Below are 19,379 nucleotides of genomic sequence, written 5' to 3' on the forward strand. Positions count from 1 at the left end.
TACGGAGAAGAACGATGAAATTATCGCCGGCGAATTCGCGTCAGCTCTATTTCGCAGACAGTCTCGAGTCTTTGATCGATGGAGAAAAGGATGGTTACTGTAAGGCGCCTCCAACAGCATCTTATTTGACACCGGAAAAATCTGCAAAGACGAACGAGAACTATTACGTAGTAAACGATGGATATATAATTATTGAGAAGAATACTTGCATTATCACCACATCGAGAGATTTGTACCTTCAAGAAATATATCCAAAATCGTGGCCTTTGGCGCATATTTTAACAGAGGACGGTGAAACTATCAATGTTCAAGACCTTCCGGTAAATGATACATTTGCCAATGATACCGTAGTATTTCCTTTCATGCTAAGGGATCTTAATCACCTATTCCATTCAACTATGGATAATTACGCAAGATTGGCGTATTGCGATCACGTAAGTTTGCAAAATTTATTATATCTGTTTCCGAAGCAGGACAGTAGCACGCCAGCTGGAAAGGCGCTTAAGTCGATCTTTATGGACGACATAAATTATAAAGAAATTGCGGCAGGAATTAAATATAAAGTCGGCAAGCTCGTTGTTCCTCCACTCGGAAATCGCAATGAATATTTCTGCTCTCGCGCTACGAAGTATGTGAACCACACTATCAACCAAAAGCTGAATATAAATAAAGCTTCTCACCCCACTCGCCTGTTTATTTCGCGTGCTGATACCCCTATCAGAAATTTGATAAATGAAGATGAAGTCATTGTAGCTTTGAGACAATTTGGCTTCACAAATCTTTGCCCGGGAGAATATTCATTTCAAACCCAGTGCGAGTTATATGCCAATGCCGAGATTGTCGTTGCCGTGCATGGCAATGGTTTAACGCCATTGGTTGCATCATCGCGCTGTCGACACCTCATTGAATTTGAGGCATTTGGATGGGGAGGGACCGCCTACAGCGCAATAGCAGGTGGGTTAGGTATAAATTATATGCCTATAAAATGCGAAGTGATGCAGTCCGATATTCAAGGAATGTTTCATTGGCTGGGAAAAGCAGACGTGAGTCAATTAGTTAATATTGTATCTAGTATATTGGATTGACGATCACGATATATTATATGTGCGATATGTAGGACGAGGGCGTCAAGGTTTAGCGACCGGTACTGCTACGGTATTCGGACGATCCCTTCCGTGAATCTTACCCAAAGCCCGCCCGTCGCCTGAACGAAGCCGATCTCCGCATCGCGAAGCGAGCAATCGGAGATTGTATCGCCGCGCCTGCCCATCCGTCGGCGATACAACTGACAAGCACCGTTTCGGGCTCAAGCCGGTCAGGCGTCGGGTCTGGGCACCGGCCGGCGAGCGGCCGCCGGCACCGGGCCGTCATCGTGTCAAGTGGCTGCACGTTACTGCCCTCATGGCGCCAGCGTCGGCCAGCGGCGTGATAATTTGAACCTTTCCGCGGCCTACCCAAGGCGTTCCTCGAGCGAATGTTGGCTGACTTCGCCTGTAGGTCAGAGCGGGAAACCGTAGTTGAGCGAGCAGACCAAGGTCATCCGCTCCTGCACCAGCTTCCACTAGTGCAGTGATTCAATCGGATGGTGCAGCGTTGCCGTTGACGGCATCGAGGATGGCTGCGGCCGGCTTGGTCCAGACGAAGGGCTTCGGCCTGCCGTTGTGCTCGGCAATGTAGCGGTTGATCGCCGCTTGCAGGTCGACGATCCCGCTGAAGCTGCCACGTTTAGCCTGCGCCGGGTCAGGGCAGAGAAGAAGCCCTCGACCGCGTTCATCCACGAGGCCGAGGTCGGGGTGAAGTGGAAGATCCAGCGCGGATGCCGGGTCAGCCAGGCACGCACCTTTGGGTGCTTGTGCGTGCCGTAGTTGTCCAGGATCACGTGGATCAGTTTGCCGGCCGGCACCGCCGCCTCGATGGTGTTGAGGAAGCGCAGGAACTCCTCGTGGCGGTGACGCTGCATGCAGCGCCCAATCATCGTGCCCTCCAGCACGTCGAGCGCGGCAAACAGCGTCGTGGTGCCGTGGCGGATGTAGTCGTGAGTCTGTGTCTCGGGGCGACCTGGCGTGACGGGCCGGCTCGGGCGGGTGCGCTCGAGGGCCTGGATCTGGCTCTTCTCGTCGAGCGAGAGCACGACGGCATGGCGCGGTGGATCCATGTAGAGGCCCACGATGTCCTCGACCTTCTCGGCGAAGGCCGGATCGTTCGAGCGCTTGAAGCTGCGGACGCGATGCGGCTGCAGGCGATGGACATCCCAGATGCGCTGGACCGACCGCAGGGAGATCCCGACGGCCTGAGCCAGGGCGCGGCCGGTCCAGTGGGTGACCTCACCGGGCGGCTCGGAGCAGGTCAGGGCGAGCACCTTGGCGACGGTGTCGGTGGAGTAGGGTGGCTTGCCGGGCGGACGGGTTTTGTCGCGCAACAGTCCTTCGACACCTTCTTCGGCGTATCGCTGTTGCCAGCGCCAGACGGCTGGCCGGCTGACGCCGGCCTGCTGGGCGACGTCGAGGACGGAGAGGCGTTCGGCCGAGAGCAGAACGATGCGGGCGCGCTGGATGTGCTTGTGGGGCCGCGCCCGATCGGCGACGATGGCGGACAGGTGCGCTAGAGCATCGCCCGATCAGTCTGCAACGCAGCAGTCTATCTGGTATCCCGCTGCATTGAGGTAGTTGCGACACTCCTGCGGGGTGAAAGCTGCGAAGGCTTGGCGGATCGCAGCATGCAGGTCTTCGACCGTGCGCGCGGCTGCGGTGCGCAGCAACGTCTTGAGCTTGGCGAAGGCCTGCTCGATCGGGTTGAACTCCGGGCTGTAGGGCGGCAGGTACACCACCCGCGCGCCCGCCGCCGCAATGGCCTCGCGCACGCCCGCCACCTTGTGGGCCTGGAGGTTGTCGAGGATCACCGTATCGCCCGGCCGGAGCACTGGGACCAGCGTGTCGGTGACGTAGTCCAGGAAGCGCTGGCCGTTGGTAGCGCCCTCGAAGATCGCCGTTGCCGTCAGGCCGCTCGCGCGCAGGGCTGCCGTGACGGTGGTGGTCTTGTCGTGCCCGCATGGCATCGGCAGGCGACAGCGCTGGCCGCGTGGGGCCCAGCCGTAGCGGCGTGCCATCCGGGTCGAGGCTGCCGTCTCATCAATGAACACCAAACGGTCCGGATCGAGGTCGAGTTGACCCTCGAACCACGCCTGGCGCGCCTGCGCTACGTCCGGACGGTCCTGCTCGGCGGCGTGGAGAGCCCCTTTTTACGGGTGATGCGATGACGGGCCAGGAAGCGCGACAGGCCGCTGGTGCTGGTGGTGACGCCCTGCTCGGCCAAAGCGTGGCGCAACTCCGACAGCACGATGTTGCCGCGCTCCTCGCACAGCCTCAGGATCCGCGGGGCGTGAGCCTCGATGACCTGCGAGCGCTGGTCTCCGCCCATCGGCTTGGGTCGGACGTGGCCGTCCCGGAGATGGCGGGCGTGCCAGCGACTGACGCTGGCGGCGCTGACGCCGAACCGCTCGCCAGCTTGGCGGCAGGACGCGCCTGCCAGGACGGCAGACACGACGCGCTCACGCAGATCGACGGACAAGGGTGACGTCATCGCTGGCTCCTTCAGCCAACCAACGCCCTTACCAACTTGGCCGTTGCAGACCGATCGCACAGCGCTCTAGGTCGGCGGCGCTAGGGATCACGCAGACAGTCTGAGCCATACCTCAGACTCGCACGGCTCACGCCTCTTGTGAATCCTCTGAATGCGTCAATGCACTACGGGCACGGTTCAGGCCGTTGAGGGCGTCGCGATCGCAGAAGGCGCAGGGCCATGAATCGACGCGGCTGCCGCTTCGCTAGGACGCCGCTGTTCGGCGGCCTTGGAGACACCTGTTAGGATCTCGACGGCACGTGCCACAGACGACACCCAGGCGCGCAAGGCAACAGCGAATCGTCTCTGCGAATCGCTGAAAGACCGAAACGAGGCAAAACGCGCGGCGGGGAAGGCCCAAAGGGCTGATGCCTGGCCGCGACGATCGCGCAGCGGGTGCAGTACTGAACGTGCATCGGTTGTCAAAACACGTTTGGTGGCGCCGCGTCCGCCGACCCTGAAAGTCATTCGCCTATGGAGCCGTCCATGCCAGCTATGCGTTGCCGCGCCCGTATATGTCCTCGATGCGGATGATGTCATCCTCGCCCGTGTAGCTGCCGACCTGCACCTCAATCAGCTCGAGCGAAATCTTACCCGGGTTGGCCAGCCGGTGAACGCAGCCAATCGGCAGATATGCCGCCTCGTTCTCGTGCACCAGCCGCACCACTCCATCCGCCGTTACCTCGGCGGTGCCGCGCACCACCACCCAGTGCTCGGCCCGGTGATGGTGCTTCTGCAGCGACAAGCGCCCCCCCGGCTTCACCGTGATCCGCTTCACCTGGAACCTGCTCCCGATGTCGATGCGCTGGTACGACCCCCACGGACGGTACATCAGACGATGCGCATCCGCCTCAGGCTCACCCCGCCGCCGCAGCGCCTCGACCAAGCCCTTCACCTCGCCGGCCGCGTGCCGGCTCGTCACGAGGACCGCGTCATCTGTCGTCACCACCACCACGTCGTCGAGTCCGACTACCGTCGTCAGCACCTCGCCGCTAGAGTGAATCAGGCTGTTGCGCGTCTCCCGCACGGCCACCCGGCCGCGCACGGCGTTGCCTGCGTCGTCCCGCGGCGAAATCTCCCACAGCGCCCCCCAGCTGCCGATGTCGGACCACGGGAAGCTCACCGGTACCACGCCCGCCCGCTCCGTCTGCTCCATCACCGCGTAATCGATCGAGATCTGCGGCGCCCGCGCGAACGCGGCCGCATCCAGGCGCACGAAGTCGAGGTCGCGGGTCGCCGCCGCCAGCGCCGCGCGGGCCGCCTCAAGCACCGCCGGGGCGTGGGCTTCGAGTTCGTCGAGCATCACGTCGGCGCGAAACAGGAAATAGCCGCCGTTCCACAGAGCGCCCTCCGCGATTAGGGCCGCGGCGCGGGTCGCCTCTGGCTTCTCAAGGAAGCGGACGACGGTGCAGGCGGCCTCGTCGCTTGCGAGCGGGCTGCCGGGCTGGATGTAGCCGTAGGCGGTGGAAGGATAGGACGGTGCGATGCCGAGGGTCATGATGTGGCCGGCACGGGCCCCGGCGCGGGCGTTGCGGACGGCCGCCACGAAGGCCGCGTCGTCGCCGATCGCGTGGTCGGCGGGCAGGATCAGCACCAGGGCCTGGGTATCGCGGGCAGCGGCGTGGAGCGCGGCGACGGCGACGGCCGGGGCAGAGTCGCGCCGGCACGGCTCGAGCAGGATGTCGGCCGCGACGCCGCCTGTCGCGAGCTGCTCGGCGACGAGGAAGCGGGCGTCATTGGCGGTGATGACCACCGGCCGGGCGAAGGTGGCGGGATCGGACAGCCGCGCGACGGCGCCTTGGAATGACGAGCGGCCGGGCTCTGCCAGGGGCAGGAACTGCTTGGGAAAGCTCTCGCGGGAGGCCGGCCACAGCCGCGTCCCCGATCCGCCGCACAGGATCACCGGGTGGATCAGATCATTGGTATCGTGTGACATCAACTTGCCTCCTGCGGAGCACCTACACTATCGATTTTCCTGCGCTCGAGCCGGTCCGCCCTTACGCAGGAAACACGTAAGATGGTTATAAATTTTTTATATCAATTCGCAAATATGCACTCGGTCCCAATCCCGGCATGAGGCAATCTTGTAAACTGCAATAAAAATATCATCACATTTTTTAATCTTGTAAAATTTGGGCGTTTCCACCATTTTCTCATTGATGTGTCACGCGCTCGACGAGTCGGGCCTACTTCCAACCGGCCTTTTCCATGTCATATAGGAAGATATCCAGCAGCGACCGCTCTTCCGAACCAATGACCTCCATCTTGATCAAAGCGTCATAGCAGACTTTCATGTTGTCCATGATATTGTCGACGCCGGTTCGCAAATCCAGATCTTCAAGGGTCTTCTTGATACGATCGTTGTTCAAATATCCGGGAATCTCGTCGCGGAAATCGATCATCAGGTCATGCTCGTTGCGCTCCTGGTAGACTGTCGCCGAATGAAACATCAGGTACCAACCGTTGGTCCACATGATGCGTTGCGCAACGAAGCTTCTCCAGATGTCAGTCATCCGGAACGAGCAATAGTAAGGCAGGTAGAGTAGCGGGAAGGTCTCGCGCCAGAAGGTAGTGTTCTGACTGTTAAAGGGGCACCACACGCCTTCACCGAGAACGATCGGATCCTTCTTGTCGAACGAGAGCGGCAGCGGGAGGACGAGGCGATAGATGGCGTCGACGTCCGGGTTCTTGTCGGCCAGCCCCTGCTGGATCGGGCAGGCCGTTTCCTCGTACACGCTCGGCCGCGACGCCTGGGCAGCCCGAACCTCATTCAACGGCAAGCCCCGCGGCCAGATCGGCGCATCAGTGAAGTAGCGATAGACGTTGTTCCAACCGCGCTCCCTCACCACGGGCGCCTGGACGGAGAGCGTACGCGGCTGCCAGAACTCCGCGTTCGGGATGTTGTCATCGTCCGTCTCGACGATGATCCGTGCGCCCGCCCGAGTGGCCGCCAGATATCCGACATTCTTCCGGGCATAGTGGCGCGTCGGGCACGCTTCCGCGAATCGGAACCCGCTCCCGAGCTGGGATTTCATATCGAAGTAATGCGAACCCGGCAGCGAGAAATCCGCCGGACTCTTCGTGTCGCCGATGACGTAGAAGCTGCTATTCAGGCGATCACAGCCCTCTTGGAGGTCGATCATGGCTTTCGTCGGATGATTGATGGTCGTCACGACGACGGAAAATTGGTCACTCAATGGATGTTCTCCATGCCTTGTAATGATCGTCCGCCCGGCCGGCGGACATGCCGGCTGCACGTTCAATCCTCATGCCGGGCGATCACACCCAGTATGAAGCGTGCCGCTGCGTCGTCACGCTGCGTCTCGTCGTCAGCTCGCGTGCTTGTCGAGGAACCACCGGTATGTGCTCTCGATGCCCTGGCGCAGCGTGATCTGCGGCCGCCATCCCATGGCGCCGAGCTTCTCACCCGACATCAGCTTGCGCGGCGTTCCGTCGGGCTTCGAGTGATCGTATTCAATGCGGCCCTTATACCCCACGACATCGCATACCAAGTCGACCAGCTCGCTGATAGCGAGATCCTCGCCGCTGCCGACGTTGATGTGCTGATCGTCGGAATAGCTCTTCATCAGGAAGATGCAGGCATCAGCGAGATCGTCGACGTGAAGGAATTCGCGACGCGGCGAACCTGTGCCCCACACCACGATCTGCGGATCGTTGTTCATCTTTGCGAGATGAGCCTTCCGCATCAGCGCGGGAAGCACGTGGCTAGACGACAGATCGAAATTGTCGCCAGGACCGAACAGATTGGTAGGCATCGCGGAGACATAGTCCCGGTCATACTGCTGCCGATACGCCTGACACAACTTGATGCCGGCGATCTTAGCCACCGCGTACCACTCATTGGTCGGCTCGAGGGAGCCGGACAGCAGGGCGCCCTCTTCGATCGGCTGGGGCGCGAATTTGGGGTAGATGCAGCTCGACCCGAGAAAGAGAAGTTTCTCAACGTCATGCCGATGCGACGCTTCGATGACGTTGGTCTCGATCATCAGATTGTCGTACAGAAAATCCGCCGGGAATTGCGAGTTGACGAGGATGCCGCCGACCTTGGCGGCGGCCAGGAAGACCGCGTCGGGACGCTTGCGCGAGAACCAGTCCCGGACTGCGCCCTGCTCGCGAAGATCGAGTTCGCCGCGATCCGCGACGAGGATCTCGCATCCCTCGGATGCGAGCCTCCGCACGATCGCGGAGCCGACCATCCCGCGATGGCCTGCGACGAAGACCTTCTTCCCCGAGAGCGAAAAGTCCTTGGCCATCCTACACTCCCTTCGCGATCGGAGCGTCCTTCATGACCACCAGATCCGCCTTGACCATCTCCTGCGCGAGCTGGCGGGCCGACGTCTCATGCGTCCAGTTAAGCTTCTCACGGGCCTTGGTTGGGTCGCCGATGAGAAGGTCGACCTCCGTCGGCCGGAAATACCGGCGATCGATCTCGATCAGGCAGCGTCCGGAGGACTTGCAATAACCCTTCTCGTCGACGCCACTGCCTTCCCACCGCAGGTCGATATCGACCGCTGCGAAAGCCCACTCAACGAAGTTACGCACGGTCGTCGTCTCACCCGTGGCGAGCACGTAGTCGTCCGGTTGATCCTGCTGCAACATGAGCCACATCCCACGGACGTATTCGCGGGCATGTCCCCAGTCGCGCTTAGCGTCGAGGTTTCCGAGCCATAGCTTATGTTGCCGACCCAACTTTATCGCGGCGGCCGCGCGGGTGATCTTTCGCGTCACGAAGGTCTCGCCACGCAGCGGGCTCTCGTGATTGAAGAGAATTCCGTTCGACGCATGCATGCCATAGGCTTCGCGGTAATTTACCACGATCCAGTAGGCGTAGAGCTTAGCGGCGGCGTAAGGCGAACGCGGATAAAAGGGTGTCGTCTCGCACTGCGGCACTTCCTGAACGAGGCCGTATAACTCGGAGGTCGAGGCTTGGTAGAAGCGGCAAGTTTTCTCGAGGCCGAGGATGCGTATGGCCTCAAGGAGCCTCAATGTGCCGATGCCATCTGCGTTGGCCGTATATTCAGGTGTCTCGAAGCTGACCTGCACGTGGCTCTGAGCCGCAAGATTATAGATCTCGCACGGCTGGGTTTGCTGCACGAGACGGATGAGGTTCGTTGCATCCGTCAGATCTCCATAATGCAGAAAGAATCTTGCATTATCGACATGAGGATCTTCGTAAATATCTTCGATACGCGCAGTATTGAACGAAGATGATCTCCGCTTCACGCCATGCACCTCGTAGCCCTTCGACAACAAGAGCTGGGCGAGATATGCGCCATCCTGACCAGTAATGCCCGTAACGAGCGCAACCTTCTTATCTTGCACGCCTAATCCTTCCACATAGAAATGCCCACCAGACAAACATCAAGTCTGCCTAGGATCTTATCGTCACGTTAGGTTCTGTCACATTCACCATAGTGTCGCATCTTGATGCGCGAGCCCACCTTTGTTGGCCAATCCTTTTCTTGAATTTGGCTTTTCGGGGTTATGCGACAGACGATGGGGCCGCCGGCCACACTGCATGGCCCGCGATTTGCCCTCCTTATTACATCACTTCAATCGTGCAAAGACAAAGATCGGCGTCAATTCGCTCAGGTCGATCACCTGCCATAAAAACAATCTAAGGTTGTATTTGTCCAAGGAGGCACGTGCGAGACGGTGCGTAGGAGACAATGGAGGAGGCGTGGGATCAGGCCGCCTGCCAGCAAGAGCAGTCTGGCGGTGATACGACCGGCCTGCGTCTCGCGATCATCGCGGGCGGAGGTGCGGGCGAATGATGCGTCGGTCCGTCAGCGCGTGTCCGGGTTGCATCCGCAGCGGATGAGACCGTTTCAGGCTTTCACCTGCTCCGGCAGCATCCGCCGCAACGTTCCGTCCCGGCGCACCAGGTGATGATGCAGGGCGGCGCCCGCATGAAGCCCCACCAGTCCCACCAGCGTGAAGGCCGCGACCTGGTGCACCTTGAGGATCGCCTCCCCCACCGGCATGCCGCCGGAGACCGGCAGGGTGAGAGGCAGCGTGAAGTACAGCATGACGGGCGCGCAGCAGGCCGAGGTGCCGGCCCAGCCGAGCAGCGGCACCACCACGATCAAGACGTAGAGCGCGATATGCGAGGCGTGGGCCGCCTGGCGCTGCCAGGCCGGCAGGCCCTCCACCAGCGGCGGGGCGCCGCGCGCGGCGCGCACCAGGAGCCGCGCGAGGGCCAGGGCCAGCACGGTGAGCCCGAACGACTTGTGCCACTCGTAGAGGGCGTTCTTCAGCGGGCCGTCGGGCAGGTTGGCCATGGCGAGCGCGATCGGCACCAGCACGAAGATCAGGATCGCGACCGCCCAATGCAGCGCCTTCTGGGACGGAGCGTAGATGCGCGGCGTCATGCAGCCTCACTCCCGGGGTGTATGGTCGAACTGGACAATCGCGAAAGGTTGATGGAGGGATCCGCGGCGAAGCGGGACTGCACGCACCACATGCCGTTCGTCGTCCGTCGAACTGCAGCGCCCTCCCCTCACCGGTTCTCACTCATGGTCCGCCGCGACGGGGCCGGCCATCTCTCTCAGGGTCGATGATGTCGGTCACGATGCAGAGCAGCAGCAATGTAGACCCGGCCGCGGGCCGGGACCAGATCGATGTCGAGCGGGCCCTGGCGGAAATCCGTGCCGGCCGGCCGGTGGTCCTGCGCGGTCGCGATCCCGTGCTCGCCGATCCCGTGCTCGTCCTGTCGGCCGAGGCCCTCGACGGGGAGACGGCCGCCGCCCTCGCGGCGCTCGCGGGCAGCGGCGCCCGCCTCGTCCTGCCGGCGCCGCGCCTGCGCCGCCTCGGCCTTGCCGACCGGACCGAGGCCGGCGCGGTCGCCCTGCCGGTGATCGACCCGGACCGGATCGAGGCCCTGGCCCTGCGCCTCGACGGACGGATCGACGCTCCCGTGGCGCCGGCCTCCGCCGGCGATGCCGCGGCGCTCGCCCTCATGGCGCTGGCCCAGGTGCTGCCGGCCGTCCTGGTGGTGCCGGGCGGGGGCGCCCCTCCCGGCACCCTGAGCGTCGCGGCCGAGGCGGTCGCCCGCTATCCGGCCCGGCAGGCCGCCGCCTTGCGGCCCGTGAGCCGGGCGCCGGTGCCGCTCGCCGGCGCGCCGGACAGCGAGTTCGTGGTCTTCCGCGGCGGCGAGGGGCTGCGCGATCAGGTGGCGGTGGTGATCGGCCGGCCGGACCTGTCGGGCCCGGTGGCGGTGCGGCTCCACTCGGCCTGCCTCACCGGAGACCTGTTCGGCTCGCTCAAATGCGATTGCGGCGACCAGCTGCGCGGCACCGCCGGCTGGATGGCGCAACACGGCGGCGGCATCGTGCTCTACCTCGACCAGGAGGGACGCGGGAACGGGCTCGCCAACAAGATCCGCGCCTACGACCTCCAGGCGCGCGGGCTCGACACCTACGAGGCCGACGAGGCCCTCGGCTTCGGCCTCGACCAGCGCCGGTTCGATTTCGCGGCCGCGATGCTCAAGGCCCTCGGGGTCACCGCCGTGCGGCTCGTGAGCAACAACCCCGAGAAGGCCGCGAGCCTGGAGGCCGCCGGCCTCACGGTGGTGGAGACCCAGCGGGCGCTCGGCCGGGTCACGCCGGAGAACATCCGCTACCTCACGGCCAAGCGCGACCGGGCCGGCCATGCCCTCGACCTCGACGCCTTCGCCTGCATCGACGTGTGATCGCCGCTCGCCGTTCGCGTTGGGTCAGGCCACGCTCATGGTGGCCCTGCGGCACGTTCACTGCTAGCTAGGGCCCCGGTTGGGCCGGCACCACCTGGCCCCGATGGACGATCGACACGGGAGATCGAGCGATGAAGGGTGACGCCAAGGTCGTCGAGTACCTCAACCGCGGCCTGCGCAGCGAGCTGACCGCGGTGAGCCAGTACTGGCTCCATTTCCGGATGCTGAACGACTGGGGTTACATCGATCTCGCCAAGTTCTGGCGCAAGGAATCGATCGAGGAGATGAACCACGCCGATCGCTTCGTCGATCGGATCCTGTTCCTCGAAGGCTTCCCGAACCTGCAGGAGCTCGACCCGCTGCGGATCGGGCAGAACGTGCAGGAGATCATCGAGTGCGACCTCGCCGCCGAGGTCGAGGCGCGCAGCCTCTATCTCGAGGCCGCGAAGTACTGCGACTCGATCAACGACCGCGTGTCGAAGCAGCTGTTCGAGGACCTGGCCGCCGACGAGGAGGGCCATATCGACTTCCTCGAGACGCAGCTCGAGCTGATCCGCCAGGTCGGCCTGCCGCTCTACGCCCAGCGCCACATCGGTGGCCTGGAGAAGATCGAGCCCGAGGTCGAGTGAACCTTGGGTCGGGGGCCGCCGTCAGGCGGCCTCCTCCTTCAGTTCCTTCAGGGTGCAGGCCGCCCCGCAGGTGGTGGTGCAGGCGGCGTGGGCGTCGGCGAGGGCCCGGTCGAGGATGCCCCGGATCGTGCGGGCGCAGCGGCCGCATTTCGGGCTGCAGCCGAGGCAGGCATAGACCTGGGCGGGCGTGCGCGGGCAGCCCGGGCCGGGATTGAGGCACGCGCGCACCTGGCCGTCGGAGAGCACGTTGCAGGAACAGACGATCATGTTGTGACTGGAGCACCCGATCCGCGGAGGGCCGGGGAAGTGCTCCCGCTGACCGCTCTCAGATTAGAACTTTTGAAAACTACAACATAATCAATAAGTTACCGATTCGGCCCGAGGGCCGCAACCCGGCCGGCGCGGTCATTGCGCCGCAGGGTGCGGGCCTGCAGGCCGGCTGTGCGCGGCCGGAAACCCTGCGCCGCTTCGGTGGTTGCCTGGAGGGTATCGTCCCGTCTATCGGCAGCCGTTCCGCAGGGTTTGGCGGCGGCGGACCGCAACGATCAGTCATGAGCAGCCAGGACGCGAGCGGACAGATGCCATCGGCCGGAGACGACGCCGTCGCGCTCGCGGCCGGCGCGCCGCACCTCGCCGAGACCGCCTGCCTCACGCAGGCGCTCGCCGCGGCGCGGGCGGAGCGCGACGACCTGCGCAGCATCATCGAGGCCGCCCCGGCCCTGATCGCCGCCCTCGACCACGACGAGGTCTGCCGCTTCGCCAACGGCAATTTCGCGCGCTGGTACGGCCTGGATCCCGACGAGCCAGTCGGGCGCCCCTTGCGGGAGATCGTCGGCGAGGCGTTCTACGCCGTGCGCCGGCCGCTGCTGGCCCAGGCCTTCGCGGGCGAGACCGTCACGTTCGAGACGCCCCATCCCGACGCCGACGGGCGCCACGCGCTCGTGCGCTACGTGCCCCATCGCGGCCCCGACGGCGCGGTGGCGGACCTGCACCTGCTCGGCGTCGACATCACCGCCGAGACCGACGCGCGGGCGGCGCTCGCCGACACCGCCCTGAAATTCCGGGCCATCGCCGAATCGATGCCCCAGATGGTGTGGTCGACCCTGCCGGACGGCTACCACGACTATTACAATCCGCGCTGGTACGAGTTCACCGGCATGCCGGAGGGCTCGACCGACGGCGAGGGCTGGAACGCGATCTTCCATCCCGCGGAGCAGCCGGAGGCCTGGCGGCGCTGGCGCCACTCGCTCGCCACCGGCGAGCCCTACGAGATCGAGTACCGCCTGCGGCGGCACGACGGGGTCTATCGCTGGGTGCTGGGCCGGGCGGTGCCGATCCGCGATCCCCGTAACGGGGCGATCGAGCGCTGGTTCGGCACCTGCACCGACATCGACGACCAGGTCCGGGCCCGCGACACCCTGGCCGAGCGCCGCGAGGCGCTGGAGGCGCAGGTCGCGGAGCGCACGGCAGCGCTCGCCGAGGCCAATGCGCGGCTCACCGCCGAGATCGAGGAGCGCGCCCGGATCGAGGAGGCGTTGCGCCAGGCGCAGAAGATGGAGGCGGTGGGCCAGCTCACCGGCGGCATCGCCCACGACTTCAACAACCTGCTCACCGGCATCGTCGGCTCCCTCGACCTGATGCAGACCCGCATCAACGAGGGCCGTACGCAGAACCTCACCCGCTATGCCGGCCTCGCCATGGCCTCGGCCCATCGCGCCGCGGCGCTGACCCACCGGCTGCTCGCCTTCTCGCGCCGCCAGCCCCTGGAAGCCCGGGCGATCGACGCCAACCGGCTGGTGCGCGCGATGGACGAGCTCCTGCGCCGGACGCTGGGCGAGCGGGTGCAGCTGGAGGTGGTGGTGGCCGGCGGCCTGTGGCTGACGCTCTGCGACCCCAACCAGCTCGAGAACGCGATCCTGAACCTCGCCATCAACGCCCGCGACGCGATGCCGGAGGGCGGGCGCCTCACCATCGAGACCGCCAACGCCCATCTCGACGACGCCTACGTGGCGAGCGAGATCGGGGTGCGGGCGGGGCAGTACGTCTGCGTCGGCGTCAGCGATACCGGGGCCGGCATGCCGCCGGACGTGATCGCGCGGGCCTTCGATCCGTTCTTCACCACCAAGCCGCTCGGCCAGGGCACGGGCCTCGGCCTGTCGATGATCTACGGCTTCGCCAAGCAATCCGACGGGCACGTCCGGATCTACTCGGAAGCCGGCCAAGGCACGACGGTCAAGCTCTACCTGCCGCGCTACCACGGCGAGGTCGAAGCCACCGCCGAGGTGCGGGGCGAGGTGCCGCGGGCCGAGCGCGGCGAGACGGTGCTGGTGGTGGAGGACGATTCCACCGTCCGGACGCTGATCGGCGAGACGCTGACCGAACTCGGCTACCGGGTGATCGAGGCGCCCGACGGGCAGACTGGGCTGCGCCTGCTCGAGGCGCCCGGGCGGATCGACCTCGTCGTCACCGATGTCGGCCTGCCGGGCCTCAACGGCCGCCGGATGATCGACGAGGCCCTGGCGGCGCGCCCTCACCTGCGGGTGCTGTTCATCACCGGCTACGCCGAGAACGCCGCCTTCGGCAACGGCCACCTCGCGCCCGGCATGCGGATGATCACCAAGCCCTTCTCGATCGAGGCCTTCGCCACCAAGGTCCGGGCGATGATCGAGCCGGGACGGGATTGATACGATCTCCGGAAGGCCTCTTCCGGAGATCGTATCCAAATCCTGCGCGGCCCATGAGCCGAGCCCATCTTCGCATCGCGACAGCGCTTGCGCAGCCGTCGCCGAGCGATCAACCGGAGATCGGATGCCGGCGCGGAAACGGCGAGGCTTTCCGGTGTCGGTTGCTGTAGGGTAGGATTCGGCCCGCCCCGAAAGGGGCCGGCCCCCGCCGAGACGAAGACCCGGATTCCCCTTGCCCCAGCCGCCGCTCCGCGTCTTCCTGGCCCTCGGTCTCGGGGCCTCGGGCCTGGTGGCGACCCTGGTGCTCGCGCTCGTGGCCTCCCGGGTGGCGAGCCAGCGGCTCGAGGCGCGCATCGAATCCGAGCTCGCCGACGTCGCCACGTACATGGCCGGCCGGCTCGACCGCGGCCTGTTCGAGCGCTGGCGCGACATGGTGATCCTGGCCGAGAACGACACCATCCGCGATCCCGACGCCCCGGCGGAGCGCAAGCGCCGGGTGCTGCGGCGGGCGCAGGAGACCTATCCCGACTACGCGATCATCGGGCTGATCGACGCCGCCGGACGGGTCGCCGCGACGAGCACGGGCGCGCTCGAGGGGATCGACGTCGCGCACCGGGACTACTTCACGAAAGGGCAACACGGGCCCTTCGTCGGCGACGTGCACGACGCCCTTCTGCTGGCGCGGTTGACGCCGGGGCGCGACCCGGCCGACCCGCCGCGGGTGCTCGACATCGCCGCCCCGGTGCGAGGCGACGACGGTCGCCTCGTCGGGGTCGTCTCGGGCCATCTCGACTGGGCCTGGGCCCAGGGCGTGGAGGCGTCCCTGCGCGAGACCTCGGCCGGGACGCGCGACGTCACCGCCCTGGTGCTCGCTCGGGACGGCACGGTGCTGATCGGCCCGGAACCCTTGCGCCGCGCGGGTCTGCCGCCGGACCTGCCGAGCGTCGCGGCGGCGCGGGCCGGCCGCGCCGGCACCGAGGCCGAGACCTGGCCGGACGGGCGGCGCTACCTCACCGGCTACCGGGCGACCCAGGGCCATCGCGGCTTCCCGGGCCTCGGCTGGAGCGTGCTGGTGCGCCAGGACGCCGGCACCGCCTTCGCGTCGGTGGCGGAGCTGCGCCGGCAGATCCTGCTCTGGGGCCTCGTCGTCGCCACCGTGGCGGCGGGCATCGGCTGGTTCGCCGCCGGCCTGCTCGCCCGGCCCCTGCGCCGCCTCGCGGTCGCCGCCGTGTCGCTCGGCCGGGGCGAGCCGGTCGAGGTGCCGGCCTCCGCCGTGCGCGAGGCACAGGCGATCAGCCACGCCTTCACGGCCGCTTCCCGCACCCTGCGCCAGCAGGAGGAGGAGCGCCGGGCGGCCGATGCGCGCCAGGAGCTGCTGATCCACGAGCTCAATCACCGGGTGAAGAACACGCTCGCCACCGTGCAGTCGATGGCGCGCCAGACCGCCCGCAGCGCCGCTTCCCTCGACGACTTCACCGGCAGCTTCGAGTCCCGGCTCCTGGCGATGTCCCAGACCCACAACGTGCTCACCGCCAACCACTGGGAGGGGGCGGGCCTGCGCGGCATCCTGTCGGCGGAGCTGGAGCCCTATGCCGGGGGCCGGGCCGACCGCATCCGCCTCGAGGGACCGCCCGTCTCCCTCACCCCCGCGGTGGCCCTGCCCCTCGGGATGGCGATCCACGAGCTCGCCACCAACGCGGCGAAGTACGGCGCGCTCTCGGTCGAGACCGGGCAGGTGGCGGTGGAGTGGCAGGTGGACCGGCAAGCGGACCGGCGGGCGGTCGCGGAGACGTTGTCCATGAGCTGGCGCGAGAGCGGCGGTCCCCCGGTTGCGCCGCCGGCCCGGACCGGCTTCGGCACGCGGCTGATCCGCACCAGCCTGGAGCGGGAGCTCGCCGGCGAGGTCCGCCTCGACTACGCGGAAGCCGGCCTCACCTGCCGGATCGCGGTGCCGCTCGCGGCCCGGACCGAAGCGGCGTGAGTCGTCATCGGCCGTAGGGGTAGCAGCGGCCGCGATCGAGCGGGATGCCGAGATGCGTCGCCAGCACCCGGATCGCCTCGGCGTGCTCGACGTAAGGATCGCGGTTGCCCACGCCGACGACGATCGGGCAGCCCGCCCCCCACGGGACCATGGCGGTGGCGAGCCCGCCGCCCTCCGGGTCGCGCAGGGTGAAGAAGCGCGGCATGGTCCGGCGCAGATGCGCCTTGAGGCCGATCTGCTGCTCGATGAACGGGCCGGAGGGCGGCACGTAGGAGGCCTCGGCCCGGGCCAGGGCCTGACGGAAGTGCTTCTCGACGGCGTGGCCCATCAGGGCCGATTCCTGGATCGCCTCCGCCTCGGTCTCGATCTGGAACCAGGTCTTTCCGCCCGGGACGTCGCAGACATAGTCCATCGCTCACCTCGGCGGCCTATCCGGGCCGTAGCCCTCGCCTTCCAATGTAGGCGCGAACAGCCGGGTTTTGAAGAACCGGGGCGGCCCCCGGGCCCGTGTGGCCGGCCGGTCGCCGGGGCGGCCTCACCCCTGCTGCAGCATCTCCCGGCCCTGCGCGGTGATGCGCCAAGCGGCCGAGGCGCTGCCGGGATTCGGACCGGGCTGCTCGCCCAGGAACAGCAGATGGCCGTCATTCTCGAGGGCGCAGAGCCGGCTGTGGTCGCCGGGCCAGGCCCGGTCGGGCTCGCGCCGGAGCGTGATGCAGCCCTCCTCGGCGAGGGCAGCGCGGCTGAGGAGGCGGCGACGGTGATCGATCATCGCGTCGGATCCTTTTTAAGTTGATGCGGCCGTGCGCACAGGACCCGACGCGGGAGCGACGGGCGGCCACGGCCGGCGGGACGCGGGAGCCGCGTCCGGATTGACGAGACTCGCCCGCGCCCGGGTTCATGACCGGCGCGCGGCCCAGGCCGGCGCCGCCCTCAGGCGGCGCGGGAGACGTGTGGCGCCGCCCATCCTCGGGCGGCGATGCGGTCATCGAGCCCGCCTCGCGCGTGGGCCGGCAAGGCCAAGCTTAGCAGCTGGGCCCTCCGATGCAACCCGGATGGTTTCGAGATCGTATCCGGCCGCCGGATTCGCGAAGTTCACGGGTGAGGCGACAGCATGCGGTCCGTACGACGCCCGGCATCTTCCGCCACGACAAGATGGCGACAGCCCGCGTCGGGAGCGTCATCGTCTGGCTTGCTTGTCCCCTCGCCGGAGCCGGGTCGATTCACCGTCGGCGATCACGGATAACCGACGACGGGACAGGCATTCCCACTCTGCTGGAGGGCCGCCCGGCCTCTCGCCCGCGGACTCAGCCCTGGCCCATCACGAGCCGGCCCGCCTGCTCCCAGCCGCCGAGAAGGTCCGCCCCCGCGCAGGCGAGGCCGACCGTCAGCAGAGCAATCCAGAGCGCGATGTGGCCGGCCGCTTCGAGCGGGCGCCAGCCGTACTGGCGGAGCTGTGAGTACATAGCCGGCTCAGTGCACCGTTTATGGTTAACGTTTTGTTACCGGAAGCGCGGAGATGGACGAATTGTTCGTGCTTCGGCCTTCAGGCCGTCCGTGTTCTCCACGCGGCCGGGGTCACGTGCGGCGAAGGTGTCGGATGGGCGAATACGCTGTCGGCAGCGTCGTACCTGGAGGGTCCGGCGCAGTCAGCCGCCGCCATCGTGCAGAGCGGCACTGTGGATACGCATTCCAAACGTCGAAGGGTTAACGGTGCCCTAACGCACCGCCGCCAGGGCGGCGACATGGAAGCCCGGAGACGACCCGTGCGGATCACCTACGGCGCTCACGCCTTCGCATCACTGGCCGACCATGGGCTGGATCGGTCATGGATCGAGCGTACTGTGATCGAGCCGGATAGCACCGAACCGGACCCGAAGCATCCGGAGCGCGTGCGCGCCTATCGCTCGGTACCGGAGCGCGACGGACGGGTGCTGCGTGAGATATAAGTACCGATCAATGGAGGTGCTCACATCGTGCCCGCCTTCCTCGATCGTGGACGGAGACGGGCCCTGTGAAATCACGGTACGATGCCGAGACGGACGCGCTGTACGTGCGTCTTGCCGACGCCCCGTGGTGGAGAGCGAGGAGATGCGCCCCGGCCTGATCCTCGATTTCGATGCCGACGGCCGGATCGTCGCCGTCGAGATTCTCGATGCGTCCGAGCATATCTCCTCGGATGCGGACTTCCGGCATGTAGCGGCAGCGTGAAACCAGGCGGAGGCGGCCGAGCGGTGTGCGGCATTGCCTGCGCGGAAGCTCAGACCGAACCGAATGATCGGAAGCCCGCCGATCAGAGTGTCTAGTTCGGATGCTTGGATTTTCCGGCGAGAGGAATGGTGCCGCTGGGGAGGATTGAACTCCCGACCTCGTCATTACCAATGACGCGCTCTACCACTGAGCTACAACGGCGCGCCGGTGCCGCGCTGCCATCCCGGACGGGATCGAACAGCCTTCAGACACACCGAGCGAAATCTCTGACTCTCACGGTGAAGGATGGTGCCGCTGGGGAGGATTGAACTCCCGACCTCGTCATTACCAATGACGCGCTCTACCACTGAGCTACAACGGCCCGTCGGCGCCGCTCGTCCCGCCCATGGCCTCGTGGCCGGGCGAACCGTGGTGCGCCGAAGACGAGCGGGGGGATAGCGGATCGCCCGGCGCATTGCAACAGGCTCGCCGACAGGAATCGCCGCCCCGCCGGACCCCTCGGGCGCCGCGCCCCTGGCCCGCACCTTGCTTGGACCGTCGCGCAAGGG

At 65.8% G+C, this 19,379-nt stretch carries 17 protein-coding genes, 2 tRNA genes and 1 pseudogene; 7 read left to right on the forward strand and 13 right to left on the reverse strand.

Translation table 11 applies throughout. From position 1 onward, the window contains the following. The first annotated feature begins 14 nt into the window (after positions 1 to 14). Positions 15 to 1,085, forward strand: coding sequence for a glycosyltransferase family 61 protein (locus DK412_RS14850; RefSeq protein WP_109975281.1), 1,071 nt, complete (start codon positions 15 to 17; stop codon positions 1,083 to 1,085). A gap of 489 nt (positions 1,086 to 1,574) precedes the next feature. Here the strand turns inward: DK412_RS14850 and DK412_RS14855 are convergent. The 7 genes and pseudogenes from DK412_RS14855 to DK412_RS14885 form a co-directional block, all read right to left on the reverse strand. Then, positions 1,575 to 2,596 (reverse strand): annotated as a pseudogene (locus DK412_RS14855) (IS630 family transposase). A gap of 21 nt (positions 2,597 to 2,617) precedes the next feature. Beyond that, positions 2,618 to 3,579 (reverse strand): IS630 family transposase gene (locus DK412_RS14860; RefSeq protein ID WP_109972554.1). Its coding sequence is split into 2 segments (ribosomal slippage): positions 2,618 to 3,231 and positions 3,231 to 3,579, totalling 963 coding nucleotides; the frame shifts between segments, so codons are not numbered across the junction. A 532-nt stretch (positions 3,580 to 4,111) separates the two neighbouring features. Then, the gene (locus DK412_RS14865) at positions 4,112 to 5,554 is read right to left on the reverse strand and encodes a mannose-1-phosphate guanylyltransferase/mannose-6-phosphate isomerase (protein ID WP_109972555.1); all 1,443 of its coding nucleotides are present in this window, start codon (positions 5,552 to 5,554) and stop codon (positions 4,112 to 4,114) included. A 250-nt stretch (positions 5,555 to 5,804) separates the two neighbouring features. Then, positions 5,805 to 6,761 (reverse strand): STELLO glycosyltransferase family protein, encoded by a 957-nt coding sequence (locus DK412_RS14870; RefSeq protein WP_204165378.1) that lies wholly within the window; start codon positions 6,759 to 6,761, stop codon positions 5,805 to 5,807. A 186-nt stretch (positions 6,762 to 6,947) separates the two neighbouring features. Beyond that, a complete protein-coding gene (locus DK412_RS14875; protein ID WP_109972557.1) occupies positions 6,948 to 7,892 on the reverse strand; it encodes a GDP-L-fucose synthase in 945 nt (314 codons plus the stop codon). A gap of 1 nt (position 7,893) precedes the next feature. Beyond that, positions 7,894 to 8,961 (reverse strand): GDP-mannose 4,6-dehydratase, encoded by a 1,068-nt coding sequence (gmd, locus tag DK412_RS14880; RefSeq protein ID WP_245446942.1) that lies wholly within the window; start codon positions 8,959 to 8,961, stop codon positions 7,894 to 7,896. A 506-nt stretch (positions 8,962 to 9,467) separates the two neighbouring features. Next, positions 9,468 to 10,010 (reverse strand): cytochrome b, encoded by a 543-nt coding sequence (locus tag DK412_RS14885; protein WP_109972558.1) that lies wholly within the window; start codon positions 10,008 to 10,010, stop codon positions 9,468 to 9,470. A 200-nt stretch (positions 10,011 to 10,210) separates the two neighbouring features. Between DK412_RS14885 and ribA the strand changes: the two genes are divergently transcribed. Both ribA and bfr read left to right on the forward strand, forming a co-directional pair. Further along, complete coding sequence (gene ribA, locus DK412_RS14890; protein WP_245446944.1) at positions 10,211 to 11,329, forward strand: GTP cyclohydrolase II RibA; 1,119 nt, start codon at positions 10,211 to 10,213, stop codon at positions 11,327 to 11,329. A gap of 131 nt (positions 11,330 to 11,460) precedes the next feature. Beyond that, positions 11,461 to 11,958 (forward strand): bacterioferritin, encoded by a 498-nt coding sequence (gene bfr / locus DK412_RS14895; protein ID WP_099899675.1) that lies wholly within the window; start codon positions 11,461 to 11,463, stop codon positions 11,956 to 11,958. Between the two features lie 21 nt (positions 11,959 to 11,979). Here the strand turns inward: bfr and DK412_RS14900 are convergent, their stop codons facing one another. Beyond that, positions 11,980 to 12,225, reverse strand: coding sequence for a (2Fe-2S)-binding protein (locus DK412_RS14900; protein ID WP_048435019.1), 246 nt, complete (start codon positions 12,223 to 12,225; stop codon positions 11,980 to 11,982). A 311-nt stretch (positions 12,226 to 12,536) separates the two neighbouring features. Here DK412_RS14900 and DK412_RS14905 point away from each other — a divergent pair, with 311 nt between their 5' ends. Together DK412_RS14905 and DK412_RS14910 are read left to right on the forward strand one after the other, a co-directional pair. After that, on the forward strand, positions 12,537 to 14,642 hold the full coding sequence (locus DK412_RS14905) for a hybrid sensor histidine kinase/response regulator (protein WP_245446946.1): 2,106 nt from the start codon (positions 12,537 to 12,539) through the stop codon (positions 14,640 to 14,642). Positions 14,643 to 14,874: 232 nt separating this feature from the next. After that, positions 14,875 to 16,623 (forward strand): sensor histidine kinase, encoded by a 1,749-nt coding sequence (locus tag DK412_RS14910; protein WP_109972560.1) that lies wholly within the window; start codon positions 14,875 to 14,877, stop codon positions 16,621 to 16,623. A 4-nt stretch (positions 16,624 to 16,627) separates the two neighbouring features. On the opposite strand, the gene DK412_RS14915 is transcribed toward DK412_RS14910, so the two are convergent. From DK412_RS14915 to DK412_RS30240, 3 genes are all read right to left on the reverse strand, one after another. Beyond that, the gene (locus DK412_RS14915; protein ID WP_109972561.1) at positions 16,628 to 17,035 is read right to left on the reverse strand and encodes a hypothetical protein; all 408 of its coding nucleotides are present in this window, start codon (positions 17,033 to 17,035) and stop codon (positions 16,628 to 16,630) included. Between the two features lie 123 nt (positions 17,036 to 17,158). Beyond that, positions 17,159 to 17,392, reverse strand: coding sequence for a hypothetical protein (locus DK412_RS14920; RefSeq protein ID WP_109972562.1), 234 nt, complete (start codon positions 17,390 to 17,392; stop codon positions 17,159 to 17,161). A gap of 535 nt (positions 17,393 to 17,927) precedes the next feature. Continuing rightward, a complete protein-coding gene (locus tag DK412_RS30240) occupies positions 17,928 to 18,086 on the reverse strand; it encodes a hypothetical protein (protein WP_162596215.1) in 159 nt (52 codons plus the stop codon). Positions 18,087 to 18,386: 300 nt separating this feature from the next. Between DK412_RS30240 and DK412_RS14925 the strand changes: the two genes are divergently transcribed. Next, the gene (locus tag DK412_RS14925) at positions 18,387 to 18,569 is read left to right on the forward strand and encodes a DUF4258 domain-containing protein (protein ID WP_245446948.1); all 183 of its coding nucleotides are present in this window, start codon (positions 18,387 to 18,389) and stop codon (positions 18,567 to 18,569) included. 142 nt (positions 18,570 to 18,711) lie between these two features. Further along, entirely contained in the window at positions 18,712 to 18,831 is a 120-nt protein-coding gene (locus DK412_RS31030) for a DUF2283 domain-containing protein (protein WP_245446950.1), read from the forward strand. A gap of 126 nt (positions 18,832 to 18,957) precedes the next feature. Here DK412_RS31030 and DK412_RS14935 read toward each other — a convergent pair. Both DK412_RS14935 and DK412_RS14940 read right to left on the reverse strand, forming a co-directional pair. Beyond that, positions 18,958 to 19,032 (reverse strand) — tRNA-Thr (locus DK412_RS14935). Between the two features lie 85 nt (positions 19,033 to 19,117). After that, a tRNA-Thr gene (locus tag DK412_RS14940) sits at positions 19,118 to 19,192 on the reverse strand. Positions 19,193 to 19,379: the final 187 nt, after the last annotated feature.

The organism is Methylobacterium sp. 17Sr1-1 (genome assembly GCF_003173775.1).
Taxonomy (GTDB): Bacteria; Pseudomonadota; Alphaproteobacteria; order Rhizobiales; family Beijerinckiaceae; genus Methylobacterium.